15 protein-coding genes are annotated in these 13731 nt (G+C 70.3%); 9 read left to right on the top strand and 6 right to left on the bottom strand.

The window, feature by feature from the left end:
• Positions 1-80 precede the first annotated feature (80 nt).
• On the top strand, positions 81-395 hold the full coding sequence (locus V8J36_RS07620) for a DMT family transporter (RefSeq protein WP_336466683.1): 315 nt from the start codon (positions 81-83) through the stop codon (positions 393-395).
• 19 nt (positions 396-414) lie between these two features.
• Here V8J36_RS07620 and V8J36_RS07615 read toward each other — a convergent pair whose 3' ends face one another.
• The 3 genes from V8J36_RS07615 to V8J36_RS07605 are packed head-to-tail and all read right to left on the bottom strand — an operon-like array spanning position 415 to position 2399.
• Positions 415-951, bottom strand: a complete 537-nt coding sequence (locus tag V8J36_RS07615) for a GNAT family N-acetyltransferase (protein WP_336466682.1) — start codon at positions 949-951, stop codon at positions 415-417.
• Positions 951-1913 (bottom strand): bifunctional riboflavin kinase/FAD synthetase, encoded by a 963-nt coding sequence (locus V8J36_RS07610; protein WP_336466681.1) that lies wholly within the window; start codon positions 1911-1913, stop codon positions 951-953. The genes V8J36_RS07615 and V8J36_RS07610 overlap by 1 nt, the downstream gene beginning before the upstream one ends.
• 42 nt (positions 1914-1955) lie before the next feature.
• Entirely contained in the window at positions 1956-2399 is a 444-nt protein-coding gene (locus V8J36_RS07605) for a MaoC family dehydratase (protein WP_336466888.1), read from the bottom strand.
• Between the two features lie 176 nt (positions 2400-2575).
• Between V8J36_RS07605 and V8J36_RS07600 the strand changes: the two genes are divergently transcribed.
• Together V8J36_RS07600 and V8J36_RS07595 are read left to right on the top strand one after the other, a co-directional pair.
• Positions 2576-3058 carry a MarR family transcriptional regulator gene (locus V8J36_RS07600; RefSeq protein WP_336466680.1) on the top strand — a complete coding sequence of 161 codons (483 nt, stop codon included), beginning with the start codon at positions 2576-2578 and terminating at the stop codon, positions 3056-3058.
• On the top strand, positions 3055-4815 hold the full coding sequence (locus tag V8J36_RS07595; protein ID WP_336466679.1) for an FUSC family protein: 1761 nt from the start codon (positions 3055-3057) through the stop codon (positions 4813-4815). Before V8J36_RS07600 ends, V8J36_RS07595 begins: the two co-directional genes overlap by 4 nt.
• 73 nt (positions 4816-4888) lie before the next feature.
• On the opposite strand, the gene V8J36_RS07590 is transcribed toward V8J36_RS07595, so the two are convergent.
• Entirely contained in the window at positions 4889-5770 is an 882-nt protein-coding gene (locus V8J36_RS07590) for a TIGR01459 family HAD-type hydrolase (protein ID WP_336466678.1), read from the bottom strand.
• 135 nt (positions 5771-5905) lie between these two features.
• Here V8J36_RS07590 and V8J36_RS07585 point away from each other — a divergent pair, with 135 nt between their 5' ends.
• Together V8J36_RS07585 and V8J36_RS07580 are read left to right on the top strand one after the other, a co-directional pair.
• Positions 5906-6466 (top strand): TetR/AcrR family transcriptional regulator, encoded by a 561-nt coding sequence (locus V8J36_RS07585; RefSeq protein WP_336466677.1) that lies wholly within the window; start codon positions 5906-5908, stop codon positions 6464-6466.
• Positions 6463-6804, top strand: coding sequence for a DMT family transporter (locus V8J36_RS07580; RefSeq protein WP_336466676.1), 342 nt, complete (start codon positions 6463-6465; stop codon positions 6802-6804). The genes V8J36_RS07585 and V8J36_RS07580 overlap by 4 nt, the downstream gene beginning before the upstream one ends.
• Positions 6805-6885: 81 nt before the next feature.
• Here V8J36_RS07580 and V8J36_RS07575 read toward each other — a convergent pair whose 3' ends face one another.
• Positions 6886-7803 (bottom strand): manganese-dependent inorganic pyrophosphatase, encoded by a 918-nt coding sequence (locus V8J36_RS07575; protein ID WP_336466675.1) that lies wholly within the window; start codon positions 7801-7803, stop codon positions 6886-6888.
• Between the two features lie 217 nt (positions 7804-8020).
• Positions 8021-9112 (bottom strand): TraB/GumN family protein, encoded by a 1092-nt coding sequence (locus V8J36_RS07570; RefSeq protein WP_336466674.1) that lies wholly within the window; start codon positions 9110-9112, stop codon positions 8021-8023.
• A 263-nt stretch (positions 9113-9375) separates the two neighbouring features.
• On the opposite strand from V8J36_RS07570, the gene groES reads away from it, so the two are divergent.
• The 4 genes from groES (at position 9376) to V8J36_RS07550 (ending at position 13619) form a co-directional block, all read left to right on the top strand.
• Positions 9376-9663 (top strand): co-chaperone GroES, encoded by a 288-nt coding sequence (gene groES / locus V8J36_RS07565; protein WP_336466673.1) that lies wholly within the window; start codon positions 9376-9378, stop codon positions 9661-9663.
• A gap of 74 nt (positions 9664-9737) precedes the next feature.
• Complete coding sequence (gene groL, locus V8J36_RS07560; protein ID WP_336466672.1) at positions 9738-11378, top strand: chaperonin GroEL; 1641 nt, start codon at positions 9738-9740, stop codon at positions 11376-11378.
• Between the two features lie 107 nt (positions 11379-11485).
• Positions 11486-12358, top strand: coding sequence for a GGDEF domain-containing protein (locus tag V8J36_RS07555; protein ID WP_336466671.1), 873 nt, complete (start codon positions 11486-11488; stop codon positions 12356-12358).
• 64 nt (positions 12359-12422) lie between these two features.
• Positions 12423-13619, top strand: a complete 1197-nt coding sequence (locus V8J36_RS07550; protein ID WP_336466670.1) for a zinc-binding metallopeptidase family protein — start codon at positions 12423-12425, stop codon at positions 13617-13619.
• Positions 13620-13731 lie beyond the last annotated feature (112 nt).

Raw genomic sequence — 13731 nt, 5'->3', positions numbered from 1 at the left:
CGGCCCCAGATCGCGGGGGCGAGGACGACCTCCCCCTTCGGGTGCATCGCCGGGACGACCCGGCCGGAAGGGAGTTCCCCATGGCCTGGACCATGCTTGTCGCCGCCGGTCTTCTCGAGATCCTCTGGTCGTTCCTGATGAAGGCGTCGCAGGGCTTCACGCGGCCCGTGATGACGCTTGCCACGCTTGTCACCATGATCGCGAGCTTCGGGCTGCTGGCCGGGGCGATGCGCAGCCTGCCGCTGGGCACGGCCTATGCCGTCTGGACGGGGATCGGGGCGCTGGGGGCCTTTGCCGTCGGCATCCTCGTGCTGGGCGAGGCCGCGACACCGCTGCGGCTGCTGGCGGCGGCGATGATCGCGGGCGGGATCGCGCTGATGAAGGCGGCGGGCTGAGCGGGCACCCGATGCGGCCTCAGTCCGGGCGGCGGATCGCGAAGGTCAGGTGCGGGGCCAGCGGGTGGCCTTCGGGCAGGGCCGGGTGGGCGAAGTCGCGCGCCGGGTCATGCGCCATTTCCAGCCGTAGCATCACCGCCTGCGAGGGCAGGTTGCCGCGCGCGACGATCGCCACGATCTCTGGCAGCCTGAGCGCCGTGAAGCCGTGGTCGCGCCAGGCCTGCGCGCCCTCGGTGGCGTAGCCCTGGCCCCAATGGGCGCGGGCGAGGCGCCAGCCGATCTCGACCGCGCCGTCGAGCGGCGTGCCAAGGCGCAGGACATTCAACCCGACCATCCCGAGGAACGCGCCATCCTCGCGCCGTTCGGCGGCGGCGAAGGCGATGCCGTCGCGGGCGCGGGCCGCTTCGAAACGGTCGATCTGGGCGTCGGCCTCGGCCCGGGTCATCAGCGCGGGGAAGAAGCGCCGCACCTCGGGGTCGGCGTTCATCGCGGCCCAAGGGGTTCGGTCGCGGTCCTCGAAGGGGCGCAGGATCAGCCGGTCGGTGACCAGCCGCATCAGAGGGCGGCGAGGATGTCGCGCGCGCGGGCGCAGTCGGCATCCATCTGCGCCAGAAGCGCCGGCAGGCCGTCGAACTTCATCTCGGGCCGCAGGTAGTCGATGAAGGCCACCGAGAGCTGCTGGCCGTAGAGGTCGCCCGAGAAATCGAAGACGAAGGTTTCGAGGTTCGGGGTGTTCTCGCCGAACATCGGCCGCACCCCCAGCGAGGCCGCGCCGCCGTAGCTGCCCGCCTGTGGCCCGGTCAGCACGTCGACCTTGACCGCGTAGACGCCAAGGCGCGGCAGGTGCAGCCCCTCGACCGCCATGTTGGCGGTGGGATAGCCAAGCTCGCGCCCGCGCTTTTCACCGTGGATCACGGGGCCTTCGATCCGGTGCCAGTGGCCGAGCAGGTCCTTGGCGGCGCGGGGCGCGCCTTCGGACAGCAGGCGGCGCACCTCGGTCGACGAGACGCGGGTGGCGCCCTCGGCCAGCAGCGGCAGGATGGTGGTGCCGAAGCCGTGCCGCGCGCCCAGCTCTGCCAGCAGCGCCGCATCGCCCGAGCGGCCGTGGCCGAAGAGGAAATCGGCGCCGACGGTGACATGGCGCACGCCGAGTCCCTCGACCAGCACGCGGGTCACGAAGTCCTCGGCGCTCATCGCCGCAAGGGCGGCGTCGAAGGGGATCTCGTAGAGCCGTTCGACCCCCAGCTTCGCCAGCCGGTTGGCGCGGGCCTCGGCGTTCATCAGGCGGAAGGCGGGCGCTGCCGCATCGCCGCGATGGCGGGCGAAGAACTCGCGCGGGTGCGGCTCGAAGGTGACGATGCCGAGGGGGGCATCGGGGCAGGCCTCGTGCGCGGCGCGGATCACGGCCTGATGGCCGAGATGCAACCCGTCGAAATTGCCCATCGCGACCGAAGCGCCTTTTGCCCCGGCGTCCTGGGCCTTGGCCGCGAGGCCCTGCCAGTCGGTGAACCTGTGCATCCTACCCCGCGTGTGGGCCCCGTCGCGGGCCCGCCCGCCGGATCAGTCGAACTTGCGGCTTGGCGCCAGCACGGTCGCCTCACCCTTCAGGACCACCGTATCACCCACGCTGCAGTGGGTTTCAAGGGTCACCCGGCGCTTGGCGTGGTCGATGGCGGCCACGCGCACCTCTGCATGGACGCGGTCGCCGGGGCGGACGGGGGCCATGAACTTCAGCGTCTGGCCAAGGTAGACGGTGCCATGGCCGGGCAGCTGTTCGCCGATCACCGCCGAGATCAGGCCCGCGGTCAGCATGCCATGCGCGATGCGGCCGTGGAACATCGTCTCGCGCGCATAGGCCTCGTCGAGATGCACCGGGTTGCGGTCGGTCGAGACGGTCGCGAACATCTCGATGTCCTCGTCCGTGACCGTCTTGTCGAGATAGCGGGTCATGCCGATCTCGAGATCCTCGATGCAGATCGTGCCGCGCGGAAGGTTGTCGAGCATCATTCCAGGTCCCGTCCAGACGGTTTCGTTGCAGTGCAGCATAGCGCCGCGTAAGACCCGGTCAATATCGTCGGGCAATAATGTGACCGCAATCGGCAATTGGTCGCAACTATGTTTCCGATGCGATGGGCGCATTATGATTGAATCTAAGTGATTTGCATGTCATGTATATCGGCATGGCAAGATCGGATCGTTTTGAGATCGGGCTGGTGATGGCGCAGCTCGCCCGGCGCTGGCGGCGCGTGCTGGACCAGCGGCTGGCCCCCTTCGGGCTGGGCGAGGCCGGCTGGCCGGTGCTTCTGCATCTGGCGCGGCTGGGCGACGGGCAGACGCAGGCCGAGCTTGCGGCGCGGATCGGGGTCGATGCCTCGGGGCTGGTGCGGGTGATCGACGGGCTCGAGGGGCGCGGGCTGGTCGCGCGCCAGCCGGACCCGAACGACCGCCGCGCGCGGCGGATCGCGCTGACCGCGGCGGGGCGGGCTTCGGTGGCCGAGATGCAGCCGGTGCTGCAGGCGGCCGAGGTCGAGATGCTCGAGGCGCTGGGCGATGACGAGGCTGCGGTGTTCCTGCGGCTGCTGACCACGGTCGCGGCGCGGGTCGAGGGGATGCAGGGGTCGGGTCAGGGGGGCGCGGTGGCCCCGGTGGAGACGGGAAGATGACGGGGTTCGATCGCACATCGCTGGCCTATGCGCTGCGGGTGGCGGGCTGTGCGGCACTGGCGCTGGTCTTGGGGCAGGCGCTGGGGCTCGAGCATCCGCAATGGGCGGGGATGACGGTCTGGGCGGCCTCGCAGCCCTTGCGCGGGCATCTGCTGGAGAAGGCCGGCTACCGTTTCGGCGGCACGTTGGTCGGCGCGGGGTTCGGGATGGCGCTGATGGCGGTGACGCGGGGCGAGCTGCATTGGCTGATCGTCGGCATCTCGCTGTGGCTGGGCTGCGCGGCGGCGGCGGGCAACCTGCTGCGCGGCTTCGCGAGCTATGGCGCGATGTTGGCGGGCTATACCGCGGCGATGGTGGCGCTTTTGGATGCGGCGCATCCCGACCACATCTGGGCGCTGGGCGCGGACCGGGTGGCGACGGTGGGGCTGGGGGTCGCCGTGGCGCTGGCCGGTGGCTGGCTCTTCGCGCGTCCGGGCGGCGCCGCGCCGTCGGAGGCCGCTTTCGCGCTGGCCGCGCGCCGGGTGCTGGCGCGGGTCGCGGGCGACCGCGGCGACAGCGAGGTGGCGCTGGTCGGCGAGATGGCGCGGATCGAGGCGGGCCTCGATCTGGCCGCCGCGGGCTCGATGGGGGCGCGCCGCGCGGTGCGGCACCTGCGCGCGGGGCTGATCGCGTCATTGGAGCTGCTGTTGTGGGCGCGGCGCGGGCAGGCCGGCCCGGATCTGGCCGATGCGCTGCGCGAGGCCGGGTCGGACCCGGCGGCGCTGCGCCGTGCGGCGGGGCTGGCGCCCGCACCGCTGGCGCGGCCGCTGACCCGGCTGGCCGCGGCACTCGCGGGCGAGGCGGGCGGCGAGGGGCTGATGCCGGTCCCGGCCCTGAAGCGCGACTGGGCGGGGGCGCGCAGCGCCATGCTGCGCGGCGCGGGCACGCTGCTGGCGGTGGGGGCGTTCTGGCTGCTCTCGGGCTGGCCGATGGGCGGCTACATGATGCTGGGCGCGGCGATCATGACCTCGATCTTCTCGACCTTCGAGCATCCGCTGCGGGTGCTGCCGAAGGTGGCGATCGGGCAGGGGCTGGGGGTGCTGGGGGCGATGGCCTGCCGCTGGCTGGTCTGGCCGCTGGCGGGCAGCGACTGGGCGCTGGTGGCGCTGGTCCTGCCGTTCATCGCGCTGGGGGCGCTGATCGCCTCGCACCGGCGCACGGCGGTGATGGGCTTCGACTACAACATGGTGCTTTTGCTGATGCTGCAGCCGGTGTTCCCGCTGACCATGGGCTTCGGCACCTCGGTCGAGGCGGGGATCGCGGTGGTTGCGGCGCCGCTGATCGCGCTGATGGCCTTCCGGCTGATCGCGCCGCCAAGCGCCACGGTCCGGGCGGCGGAACTGCGCCGGGCGGCGGTGGCCGAGCTGCAGCTGCAGGCGCGCCGTCCGCAGGCGCGCGGCCTGCGGGCGCGGGTCGCCCATCAGGCGCTGGTATCGATGTTCTGGGCCGAGCGCGCGCCCGAGACCGCGGCGCAATCCGCCGACGCGGCGCTGGGCCTGCTGGCGCTGGGCGCGGCGATCCAGCACCTGTCCGAGCTGGCCGAGGGGCCGGCTCCGGGTCCGTCGCGGCGGGCGAAGGCGGCGCTGGCGCGACTCGCACGGCTGGCGAGCGACCCGCGGCGGGCGGGCCGGGCGCTTCTGCGTGCCGCCGGGGCGCCGGGCGCGGATCGCGCGCTTCTCGAGACGGCCGCGGATGCCGCGCGGGGCATGGCGGCCTGAACGCTTCCGCCGGGATCGCTGGCCGGATCACTGACAGGCAGGGGCGGGGGCTCGGGCCGCCCGCCCGCGCGGCTCAGCGCAGGCGGCCGATGGCGTAGGGGACGCTTTCGAAATCCTCGGCCTTCAGCCAGTCGTCGAGCAGCGTCTGTTCGGGTGTCTCGACATCGGGGCCGAAGCTTTCCGCCGCGAGCCCGCCGGTGACGAAGAGCACGTCGAGCCCCTCGACCACGCCGCCCTTCACGTCGGTGCGGACCCCGTCGCCGATGCAGAGCACGCGGGCATCCTCGGCCCCGCCCGCCTGCACCAGCCGGCGCCGGGCAAGGTCGTAGATCGGCGGATGCGGCTTGCCGAAGTAAAGGCTTTCGCCGCCCATCCTGTCATAAAGCTCGGCCAGCGCGCCGGCGCAGTAGATCCGCTTGTCGCCCATGTCGACGACGATGTCGGGGTTCGCGCAGAGCAGCTTCATGCCCTTGGTCTTGGCGAAGAGAAGCTGCGAGCGGTAGTCCTCGGGCGTCTCGTTGAACTCGTCGAAGGGGCCGGTGCAGACGATCCCCTCGGCATCCGACAGCTCGACCCGTTCGATCGGGGCCGCGCCCGCGTGTTCGGCGGGCACGTCGTCGAAGAAGCCCAGGTCCTTCTCGGTGCCGATGAACCAGACCCGACGGCCGACCGCGCCCGCGAACATCGCGTCCTGCGCGGCGTCGCCCGAGGTCACCACGTCGTCCCAGGCGTCGCGCGGCACGCCAAGCCGGTCGAGCTGGGCGATCACGTATTTCTTCGGGCGCGGCGCATTGGTCAGCAGGATCACCTTGCCGCCCCCGGCGCGATAGGCCTGCAGCGCGGCCACGGCCTCGGGCCAGGGGGCGACGCCGTTGTGGACGCAGCCCCAGAGGTCGCAGAACAGCGCGTCGTAGTCGGCGCCGATCTCGGCGAGATGGGTCAGGATGCGGGTCATGGCGGGCCCTTCGGTCATGGGGAGGTCGGGCCCCTCTATCGCGCGGGCCGGGGCGGGGTGCAAGCGGCGGGCTTGCGGCAGGGGATAGGGCATCGAAAGGGCTTGAAACATACCAACCGGTCGGTATTAAGAGGCATGACCATTTCCCGCCGCCCCAAGGAGCCCGCGAAGCTCCGCCGCCAGATCCTTGACGCCGCGGCTTCGGTCGCGGTGGCGCGCGGACTTGGCGAGATGACGGTCGAGGCGGTGTGCCTGGGGGCAGGGGTCACCAAGGGCGGGTTCTTCCACCATTTCCCGTCGAAGGCCGCGCTGGTGACGGCGCTGTTCGAGGATCTGATCGAGCGGTTCGAGGCGGCGCTGGCCGAGGCGATGGCGGCCGATCCCGATCCCGCGGGGCGGTTCAGCCGGGCCTATGTGCGCGAGCTGACGACGCCCGATTCGGTGGGCAGCGACAAGCTGTGGGTGGCCTCGGCCTTCGCGATGCTGTCGGACCCGGGGCTGCGCGACCGCTGGGGCGACTGGCTGGCGGCGCGGGTCGCGGCCGAGGGCGAGGCCGGGCGCGCGGGCCCGGCGATGGCGCGGCTGGCGGCGGACGGGCTGTGGCTGGCCGATCTTTGCGGCAGCGGCGCCACGGGGGACGAGCGCGCGGGGCTGGTGCGGTCGATGATCGCGATGACGAGGAGGGAGACGGAATGACGCCGGTTGCGACCTATGCGATCCTGGTGATCGCGATCGCCTTCGAGGTGGTGGGCACCACCTTCCTGCAGCAGAGCCAGCAGTTCACCCGGACGCTGCCGACGCTGGGCGTGGCGGTCAGCTATGCCGCCGCCTTCTGGTGCCTGTCGATCGTGCTGAAGACGATGCCGGTGGGGGTCGCCTATGCGATCTGGTCGGGGCTGGGGATCGTGCTGATCTCGCTGATCGGGCTCGTCGTCTTCCGCCAGCGCCTCGACACCGCGGCGCTGGTGGGCCTTGGGTTCATCGTGACCGGCATCCTGATCGTGAACCTCTTCTCGAAGTCCGTCAGCCACTAGCGCCGCCGGGCAAGCGCGCCCGGGCGCAGGGGGGCACGGGGGGAGGCCGCGCCTCCCCCCGACCTGTTGTCCGTGTCGCGCTCAGACCTTGAGCGAAGGAATGATCTGCTTCTTGCGCGACATGATCCCGGGCAGCACCACGCTGTCGCCCGAGACGCGCGCGCCGAACGAGGCCTCGGCCACGGTCTTCACGAAATCGTTCGGCACCAGCAGCGTCGCCTCTTCCTTCAGGATGTCGACAATGAACAGCAGCACCTCGTCGGCCTTGTCCTCGGCCGCGACGCCGGGCATCGCCGCCATCAGCGCGGCCTTGCGGTCCAGCAGGACCTGCGGCGCGGTGGTTTCCAGCACCGAGACGCGCAGTTCCTTGCCGCCGACCGAATATTCCTTCGAATCCATCCGCAGCAGTTCCGCGTCCGAGAAGGCCGAGACATCGGACTTCGCCGCGAACATCTCGGCCGCGAACTCGGGGATCGAGACGCCGAGATCGGCGGCAAGTCCCTCGGCCACGGCGCGGTCATGGGCGGTGGTGGTGGGCGAGCGGAATTCGAGCGTGTCCGACAGGATGCAGGACAGCATCGCGCCCTTGATCGCCTTCGGCGCCCGGGCGGCGTCGGCGCCCATCAGGTCGTGCATCACCGTGGCGGTGCAGGCCAGCGGGCGGATGGTGATGTCGATCGGCGTCTTGGTCTTCAGCCCGCCCACCAGCATGTGATGGTCGATGATCGCCTCGATCTTCGCCTCGTCGATCGAGGGCGGCAGCTCGGCCGGGTTGTTGGTGTCGACGATCACCACGCTCTCGCCCGCGGCGACATCGGCGATGATCGCGGGCTTCGGCAGGTCCCAGTGCTTCAGGACGAAGGCGGCCTCGGTGTTGGGTTCGCCCAGCAGCACCGCCTCGGCCGGGGTGCCCTTCACCTCGGTCAGGTACCAGGCCCAGACGATCGGCGAGCCGGTGGAATCGGTGTCGGGAGACTTGTGGCCGAAGACCTTGATCATGGGATCCTACCCTTGTGCACGGCGCCGGGCCGGCCGGCGCGCTGAAATCCGTGCAGGTTCTAGCCCGCGCCCGGGGGAATGTCACCGGTCGGCGGCGGCGCGGCGGGGGAGACCTTCGAAGCGGGCGGAGGCATTTTTCTCAGGGGCGGGGGGCGCTGCCCCCCACGCGCGTGCCGCGCTCCCCCCGGGATATTTCCGCCAATGCGAAAGGCAGGGGTCAGAACGGCTCGCGCGCAAGTTGCCAGCCACGGGCGGCGAGGCCGGCGAGCACGCCCTCGGGCCCGGCGAGATGGGCGGCGCCGAAGGCCGCGACCAGATGCTGCGCGCGGCTGCCGTCGCCGGTGGCCTCGGTCAGCCGCTCGACCCAGGCGGCGTTGCGGCGGGTCAGGATCGCGTCTTCGAACAGCGCGTAGTCGCGCTCGGCCTCGGCGCGGTCCGCGTCGGGCACGGCCGCGAGCGCGGCCTGCCGGCTGAAGGCCCAGAGCCGCAGGTGGCTTTCGGCGAAATAGGCGGCGAGCAGGGTGGCGAACTGGTCCTCGGACTGCTCGGCCATCGGCAGCGCGGCGCGAATCATCTCGACCTGGGTGTCGACGGGGAAGGCGTCGAAGAGGCGGAAGACGGTGTCGCGCGGTTCGAGCGCGTGCATCGGCACGCCGGCCGTGCGGGCCGCGGCCATCAGCCGGCCGTCGAGCCCCTTGCTGTCGCCTGCGGCCTGCATCGCGCAGGGCGGCAGGCCGATCACCATCGAGACATACCAGGGCTGCAGCCGCGCCGCGATCAGCGCCGGCATGCCGCGCGCCTCCATCTCGGCCCTGAGCCGCGGCCAGTCGGGGCCCATCCGCTCGAGCAGCGAGGGCCCCTCGTTCAGGAACATCAGCGAGGGATCGCGGGCCATGTCCTGCTGGAGCGCGGCCATGTCCTCGTCCGTCGCCTCGAGCCAGAGGCCGTCGGCCTGCGCGAGCACCGGCATCAGCCGGGCCAGCGGCGCGTCGAGCCGGGGATCGTCGACATGCATGGTGCCGACGAGGGTGATTTCGGCGGCGCCCTTGCGCGCGTGCCAGCGGTTGCCCTCGGCGAAGGGCTGGCCGGCGATCGCGGCATCGAGCGCGGCCGATTGCGCGGGCGCGAGCCCTGCCATCAGGTCCTGCCCGCCGCAGGATCCCGCCGCCGCGGCAAGACCGGGCGCGGCCAGCCCCGCGCAGAGGGCGAGCCAGAGCCCGAGCGGGCGCAGCCTGGACCGGGCGCGGGCGACGTGGGCAACGGGGCGGGGGCGGTTCGGCGGGGTGGGGCGGAGTGCGGAGCGGGTCATGATCGGCAGAGTTGCAGAGCCGCGCGGTGGTTTCCAGCCTGCAGGCGTGTTCGGACCGGCCCCGCGCCGCGAAGGCCTGCGCCAGCCCCGGCCTGCGCCTGCGCACCGCGTCGGCCGGGGGGGGCAGCACGGGCGCGCGCATTTTCCCGGACGGCGGGTGTTGACAGGTTCCGCCCCCCTGCCTAACTCTGCTGCGCGTTAGCACTCGCCCCGTGTGAGTGATAACCAAGTTTCTAACCTGGACCCTGAGGGAGTGCATCCAGATGGCTTTCAAACCGCTTCATGACCGTGTCCTGGTCAAGCGTGTGCAGAGCGAAGAGAAGACCAAGGGCGGTCTGATCATCCCCGACAACGCCAAAGAGAAGCCGGCAGAAGGCGAGATCGTGTCGGTGGGCGAAGGCGCCCGCAAGGACTCGGGCGAGCTGATCGCGATGTCGGTCAAGGCCGGCGACCGCGTGCTCTTCGGCAAATGGTCGGGCACCGAAGTGACCGTCAACGGCGAAGAGCTGCTGATCATGAAGGAAAGCGACATCCTCGGCATTCTGGCCTGAGGACCTGCCGGCGCCCCCTGAAGGGGTGCCAGGCGCGCTTTCTTCCCCCACTCTAGACATCAGGAGACAGTCAGATGGCTGCCAAGGACGTCAAGTTCGATACCGATGCCCGCAACCGCATGCTGCGCGGCGTCAACATCCTCGCCGACGCGGTGAAGGTGACCCTGGGCCCGAAAGGCCGCAACGTCGTCATCGAGAAATCGTTCGGTGCCCCGCGCATCACCAAGGACGGTGTCTCGGTCGCCAAAGAGATCGAACTGGAAGACAAGTTCGAGAACATGGGCGCCCAGATGGTGAAGGAAGTCGCTTCCCGCACCAACGACGAAGCCGGTGACGGCACCACCACCGCCACCGTCCTGGCCCAGGCGATCATCCGCGAAGGCCTGAAGGCCGTTGCCGCCGGCATGAACCCGATGGACCTGAAGCGCGGCATCGATCTGGCCACCGCCAAGGTCGTCGGCGAGATCAAGGCCGCCGCCCGCCCGGTCGCCAACTCGGACGAAGTCGCCCAGGTCGGCACCATCTCGGCCAACTCGGAAGCCTCGATCGGCCGTCAGATCGCCGACGCGATGCAGAAGGTCGGCAACGAGGGTGTGATCACCGTCGAAGAAAACAAGGGCATGGAAACCGAAGTGGATGTCGTCGAAGGCATGCAGTTCGACCGTGGCTACCTGTCGCCCTACTTCGTGACCAACCCCGAGAAGATGGTCGCGGATCTGGAAGACGCCGTGATCCTGCTGCACGAGAAGAAACTCTCGTCGCTGCAGCCGATGGTCCCGCTGCTGGAATCGGTGATCCAGTCGCAGAAGCCGCTGCTGATCATCGCGGAAGACGTCGAAGGCGAAGCGCTGGCGACCCTCGTGGTCAACAAGCTGCGCGGCGGCCTGAAGATCGCTGCCGTGAAAGCCCCGGGCTTCGGCGACCGCCGCAAGGCCATGCTGCAGGATATCGCGATCCTGACCGGCGGCCAGGTGATCTCGGAAGACCTCGGCATGAAGCTCGAGAATGTCACCATCGACATGCTCGGCTCGGCCAAGAAGGTCTCGATCTCGAAGGACAACACCACCGTCGTCGACGGCGCCGGTGACAAGGCCGAGATCGAAGCCCGCGTCAGCCAGATCCGTGCGCAGATCGAGGAAACCACCTCGGACTACGACCGCGAGAAGCTGCAGGAGCGTGTTGCCAAGCTGGCCGGCGGCGTTGCCGTCATCCGCGTCGGCGGCATGACCGAAGTCGAGGTCAAAGAGCGCAAGGACCGCGTTGACGACGCCCTGAACGCGACCCGTGCGGCCGTGCAGGAAGGCATCGTCGTCGGCGGTGGCGTGGCTCTGGTCCAGGCCGGCAAGAAGCTGGAAGGCCTGACCGGCGCGAACGGCGACCAGGACGCCGGCATCGCCATCGTGCGCCGTGCGATCGAAGCCCCGCTGCGCCAGATCGCGACCAACGCGGGTGTCGACGGCGCCGTCGTCGCCGGCAAGATCCGCGAGTCGAACGACCTGACCTTCGGGTTCAACGCGCAGACCGAAGAATATGGCGACATGTTCAAGTTCGGCGTCATCGACCCGGCCAAGGTGGTTCGCACCGCCCTGGAAGACGCGGCCTCGGTCGCGGCCCTGCTGATCACCACCGAGGCCATGATCGCCGACAAGCCGAAGGCCGATGCGCCGGCCGGCGGCGGCATGGGCGGCATGGGCGGCATGGACGGGATGATGTAATCCTGCCCAACCGGCACGAGAAACGGAAAGGGGGCCTTCGGGCCTCCTTTTTGTTGGCACATTGTTCGTCTAGGTTGAGTGCCGGGTAAGGTGACGGAGATTTGGGAATGCGTCTTTACGCAGCGCTCTCGCGGGTGTTTCCGACGAGCTACATGGCGAAGATCTTCGTGATCGCGTTCCTGGGCACGCATGTGCCGCTGGTGGTGGTGATCATCGGGCTGCTGGCCTTCGGCGGCGAATGGCTGACGCCCTGGCGGGTGTTCGTGGTGATCCTGATCGCCACGCTGTTCTCGACCGCGGGCACGCTGATGTTGCTGAACGCGATGCTGGCGCCCTTGAACCGCATCGACCGCTCGCTGTCGCTGTTCCGCAAGGAGGGGCAGATCCTGCCCTTGCCCTTCGGCTTCCGCGACCAGGTCGGCCGGCTGATGGAGAACGTGAACCGGCTGGTGCTCAGCGTCGACGAGCGTCTGGGCGCGAGCCGGCGGGAATCCGAAAGCGATCCGCTGACCGGTCTGCTGAACCGCCGCGGCTTCGAGGCGCGGATGGGCGCGGACCCGGCGCTGATGGGCGCGATGCTGATGATCGACGCCGACAATTTCAAGGCGATCAACGATCTGCACGGCCACAGCGAGGGCGATCGCGTCCTGTCCGACATCGGCCGGATCCTGAGCATGAACATCCGCATGGGCGACGTGCTGGCCCGGATCGGCGGCGAGGAATTCGCGCTGTTCCTGCCCAAGGTCGCCCCCGCCGACGCCCGCGACGTGGCCGAGCGTCTGGTGCGCTGCATCGAGATGCAGGTGTCGGCCGGCAACAACCCGGTGACCGTCTCGATCGGGCTGGCGATGTTCCGTCCCGGGCTCGACCTTCCGGGGCTGATGCGCGAGGCGGACCGCGGACTTTACACCGCCAAGGATTCCGGTCGGAACCGGGTGGCGGTCGCCGTGGTTCAGCAGGGCGGGATGCTGGGCGCCTGAGGGCGCCGCAAGACGGCATCCCGGGTCTGTGCAGGGTGCGACGGTCGCGCCCGAGGAGCGGTGGATGCAACTATTCCAATGCCAGTGCTGCGGTCAGCTGCTGCACTTCGAGAACACGGTCTGTCTGCGCTGCGGCCGCCAGGTGGGCTTCCTGCCCGACCGCGGCCAGATGGCGGCGGTCGAGGCCGAGGGGCCGGTCTGGCGCCTTGCCGAGGCCGAGACGGCGCTGCCCGATCCCGATCAGGAGTACCGGTTCTGTGCGAACTGGGAGATGAGCGGCTGCAACTGGATGCTGCGCGCCGACCGGGGCGAGACCTTCTGCCGGGCCTGCCGGCACAACCGGACGGTGCCCGACCTCGCCGACCCGGTGAACCATGCCCGCTGGCAGAAGATCGAGGCGGCCAAGCGCCGGCTGATCTACACGCTGGAACGGCTGGGCCTGCCGGCGCCGCTGGCCGGAGACGGCCACCCCGAGCCGATGATCTTCGATTTCCTCGCCGACAGCCCCGACCAGTCGAACCGGGTGATGACCGGCCACGATTCGGGCGTGGTCACCATCGCCCTGACCGAGGCCGACGACGCGCATCGCGAGAAGCTGCGCCAGGACATGAACGAGGGCTACCGCACGCTTCTGGGCCACTTCCGGCACGAGATCGGGCATTACTACTGGGACATCCTCGTGCGCGACGGCGGCCGGATCGAGGCGTTCCGCGAGCTCTTCGGCGATGAAAGCTACGACTACGGCCAGGCGCTGCAGACCCATTACGCCAACGGCGCGCCGGCGGGCTGGCAGAACGCCCATGTCTCGGCCTATGCGACCATGCACCCGTGGGAGGACTGGGCAGAGACCTGGGCCCATTACCTGCACATGGTCGACACGCTGGAGACGGCGGCGGCCTTCGGGATGAAGGTCGAGCCCGAGCTGGACGAGGACGGCGAGCTGTCGACCGAGCTCGACTTCGATCCCTACCGGGTGCGCGGGATCAAGCGGCTGGTCTCGGCGTGGATGCCGCTGACGGTCGCGCTGAACGCGATGAACCGCTCGATGGGGCAGAACGACCTCTATCCCTTCGTGCTGCCCGAGCCGGTGCTGGCCAAGCTTGGCTTCGTGCATGACCTCGTGCGCGGGGCGCGGCCCGGCGCGGCGCCTGCGGCCCCGGCGGGGGCGGATGCCGGGGCCGGCGCGCAGTCGGGGCAGGGCATGCCCGATCCCGAAACGCGCGAGGCCGAGCAGGCCGAGCCGAGTTCGGCGGCGATGTGACCGTTTTTTAAGCGGTTTTCCCGGCGGGGCGGGCTGTCGGCCGCGCCCTGCCGATCCGGCGGCGAGCCCGCCTTGACGGGGTGCCGGGGCGGCACACTCTGGACCGGACCCG

The sequence above is a fragment of the Frigidibacter sp. MR17.14 genome, from assembly GCF_037095735.1.
In the GTDB taxonomy this organism is placed as follows: Bacteria; Pseudomonadota; Alphaproteobacteria; order Rhodobacterales; family Rhodobacteraceae; genus Frigidibacter.
This window is presented reverse-complemented; position numbering and strand designations above follow the sequence as displayed.

Coding starts and splice junctions, on each gene's coding strand:
- V8J36_RS07605 (WP_336466888.1), bottom strand. CDS start 2,399: ATGCTCGACAACCTTCCGCGCGGCACGATCTGCATCGAGGATCTCGAG.
- V8J36_RS07570 (WP_336466674.1), bottom strand. CDS start 9,112: ATGACCCGCTCCGCACTCCGCCCCACCCCGCCGAACCGCCCCCGCCCC.
- V8J36_RS07595 (WP_336466679.1), top strand. CDS start 3,055: ATGACGGGGTTCGATCGCACATCGCTGGCCTATGCGCTGCGGGTGGCG.
- groES (WP_336466673.1), top strand. CDS start 9,376: ATGGCTTTCAAACCGCTTCATGACCGTGTCCTGGTCAAGCGTGTGCAG.
- V8J36_RS07550 (WP_336466670.1), top strand. CDS start 12,423: ATGCAACTATTCCAATGCCAGTGCTGCGGTCAGCTGCTGCACTTCGAG.
- V8J36_RS07590 (WP_336466678.1), bottom strand. CDS start 5,770: ATGACCCGCATCCTGACCCATCTCGCCGAGATCGGCGCCGACTACGAC.
- groL (WP_336466672.1), top strand. CDS start 9,738: ATGGCTGCCAAGGACGTCAAGTTCGATACCGATGCCCGCAACCGCATG.
- V8J36_RS07620 (WP_336466683.1), top strand. CDS start 81: ATGGCCTGGACCATGCTTGTCGCCGCCGGTCTTCTCGAGATCCTCTGG.
- V8J36_RS07555 (WP_336466671.1), top strand. CDS start 11,486: ATGCGTCTTTACGCAGCGCTCTCGCGGGTGTTTCCGACGAGCTACATG.
- V8J36_RS07600 (WP_336466680.1), top strand. CDS start 2,576: ATGGCAAGATCGGATCGTTTTGAGATCGGGCTGGTGATGGCGCAGCTC.
- V8J36_RS07615 (WP_336466682.1), bottom strand. CDS start 951: ATGCGGCTGGTCACCGACCGGCTGATCCTGCGCCCCTTCGAGGACCGC.
- V8J36_RS07610 (WP_336466681.1), bottom strand. CDS start 1,913: ATGCACAGGTTCACCGACTGGCAGGGCCTCGCGGCCAAGGCCCAGGAC.
- V8J36_RS07575 (WP_336466675.1), bottom strand. CDS start 7,803: ATGATCAAGGTCTTCGGCCACAAGTCTCCCGACACCGATTCCACCGGC.
- V8J36_RS07580 (WP_336466676.1), top strand. CDS start 6,463: ATGACGCCGGTTGCGACCTATGCGATCCTGGTGATCGCGATCGCCTTC.
- V8J36_RS07585 (WP_336466677.1), top strand. CDS start 5,906: ATGACCATTTCCCGCCGCCCCAAGGAGCCCGCGAAGCTCCGCCGCCAG.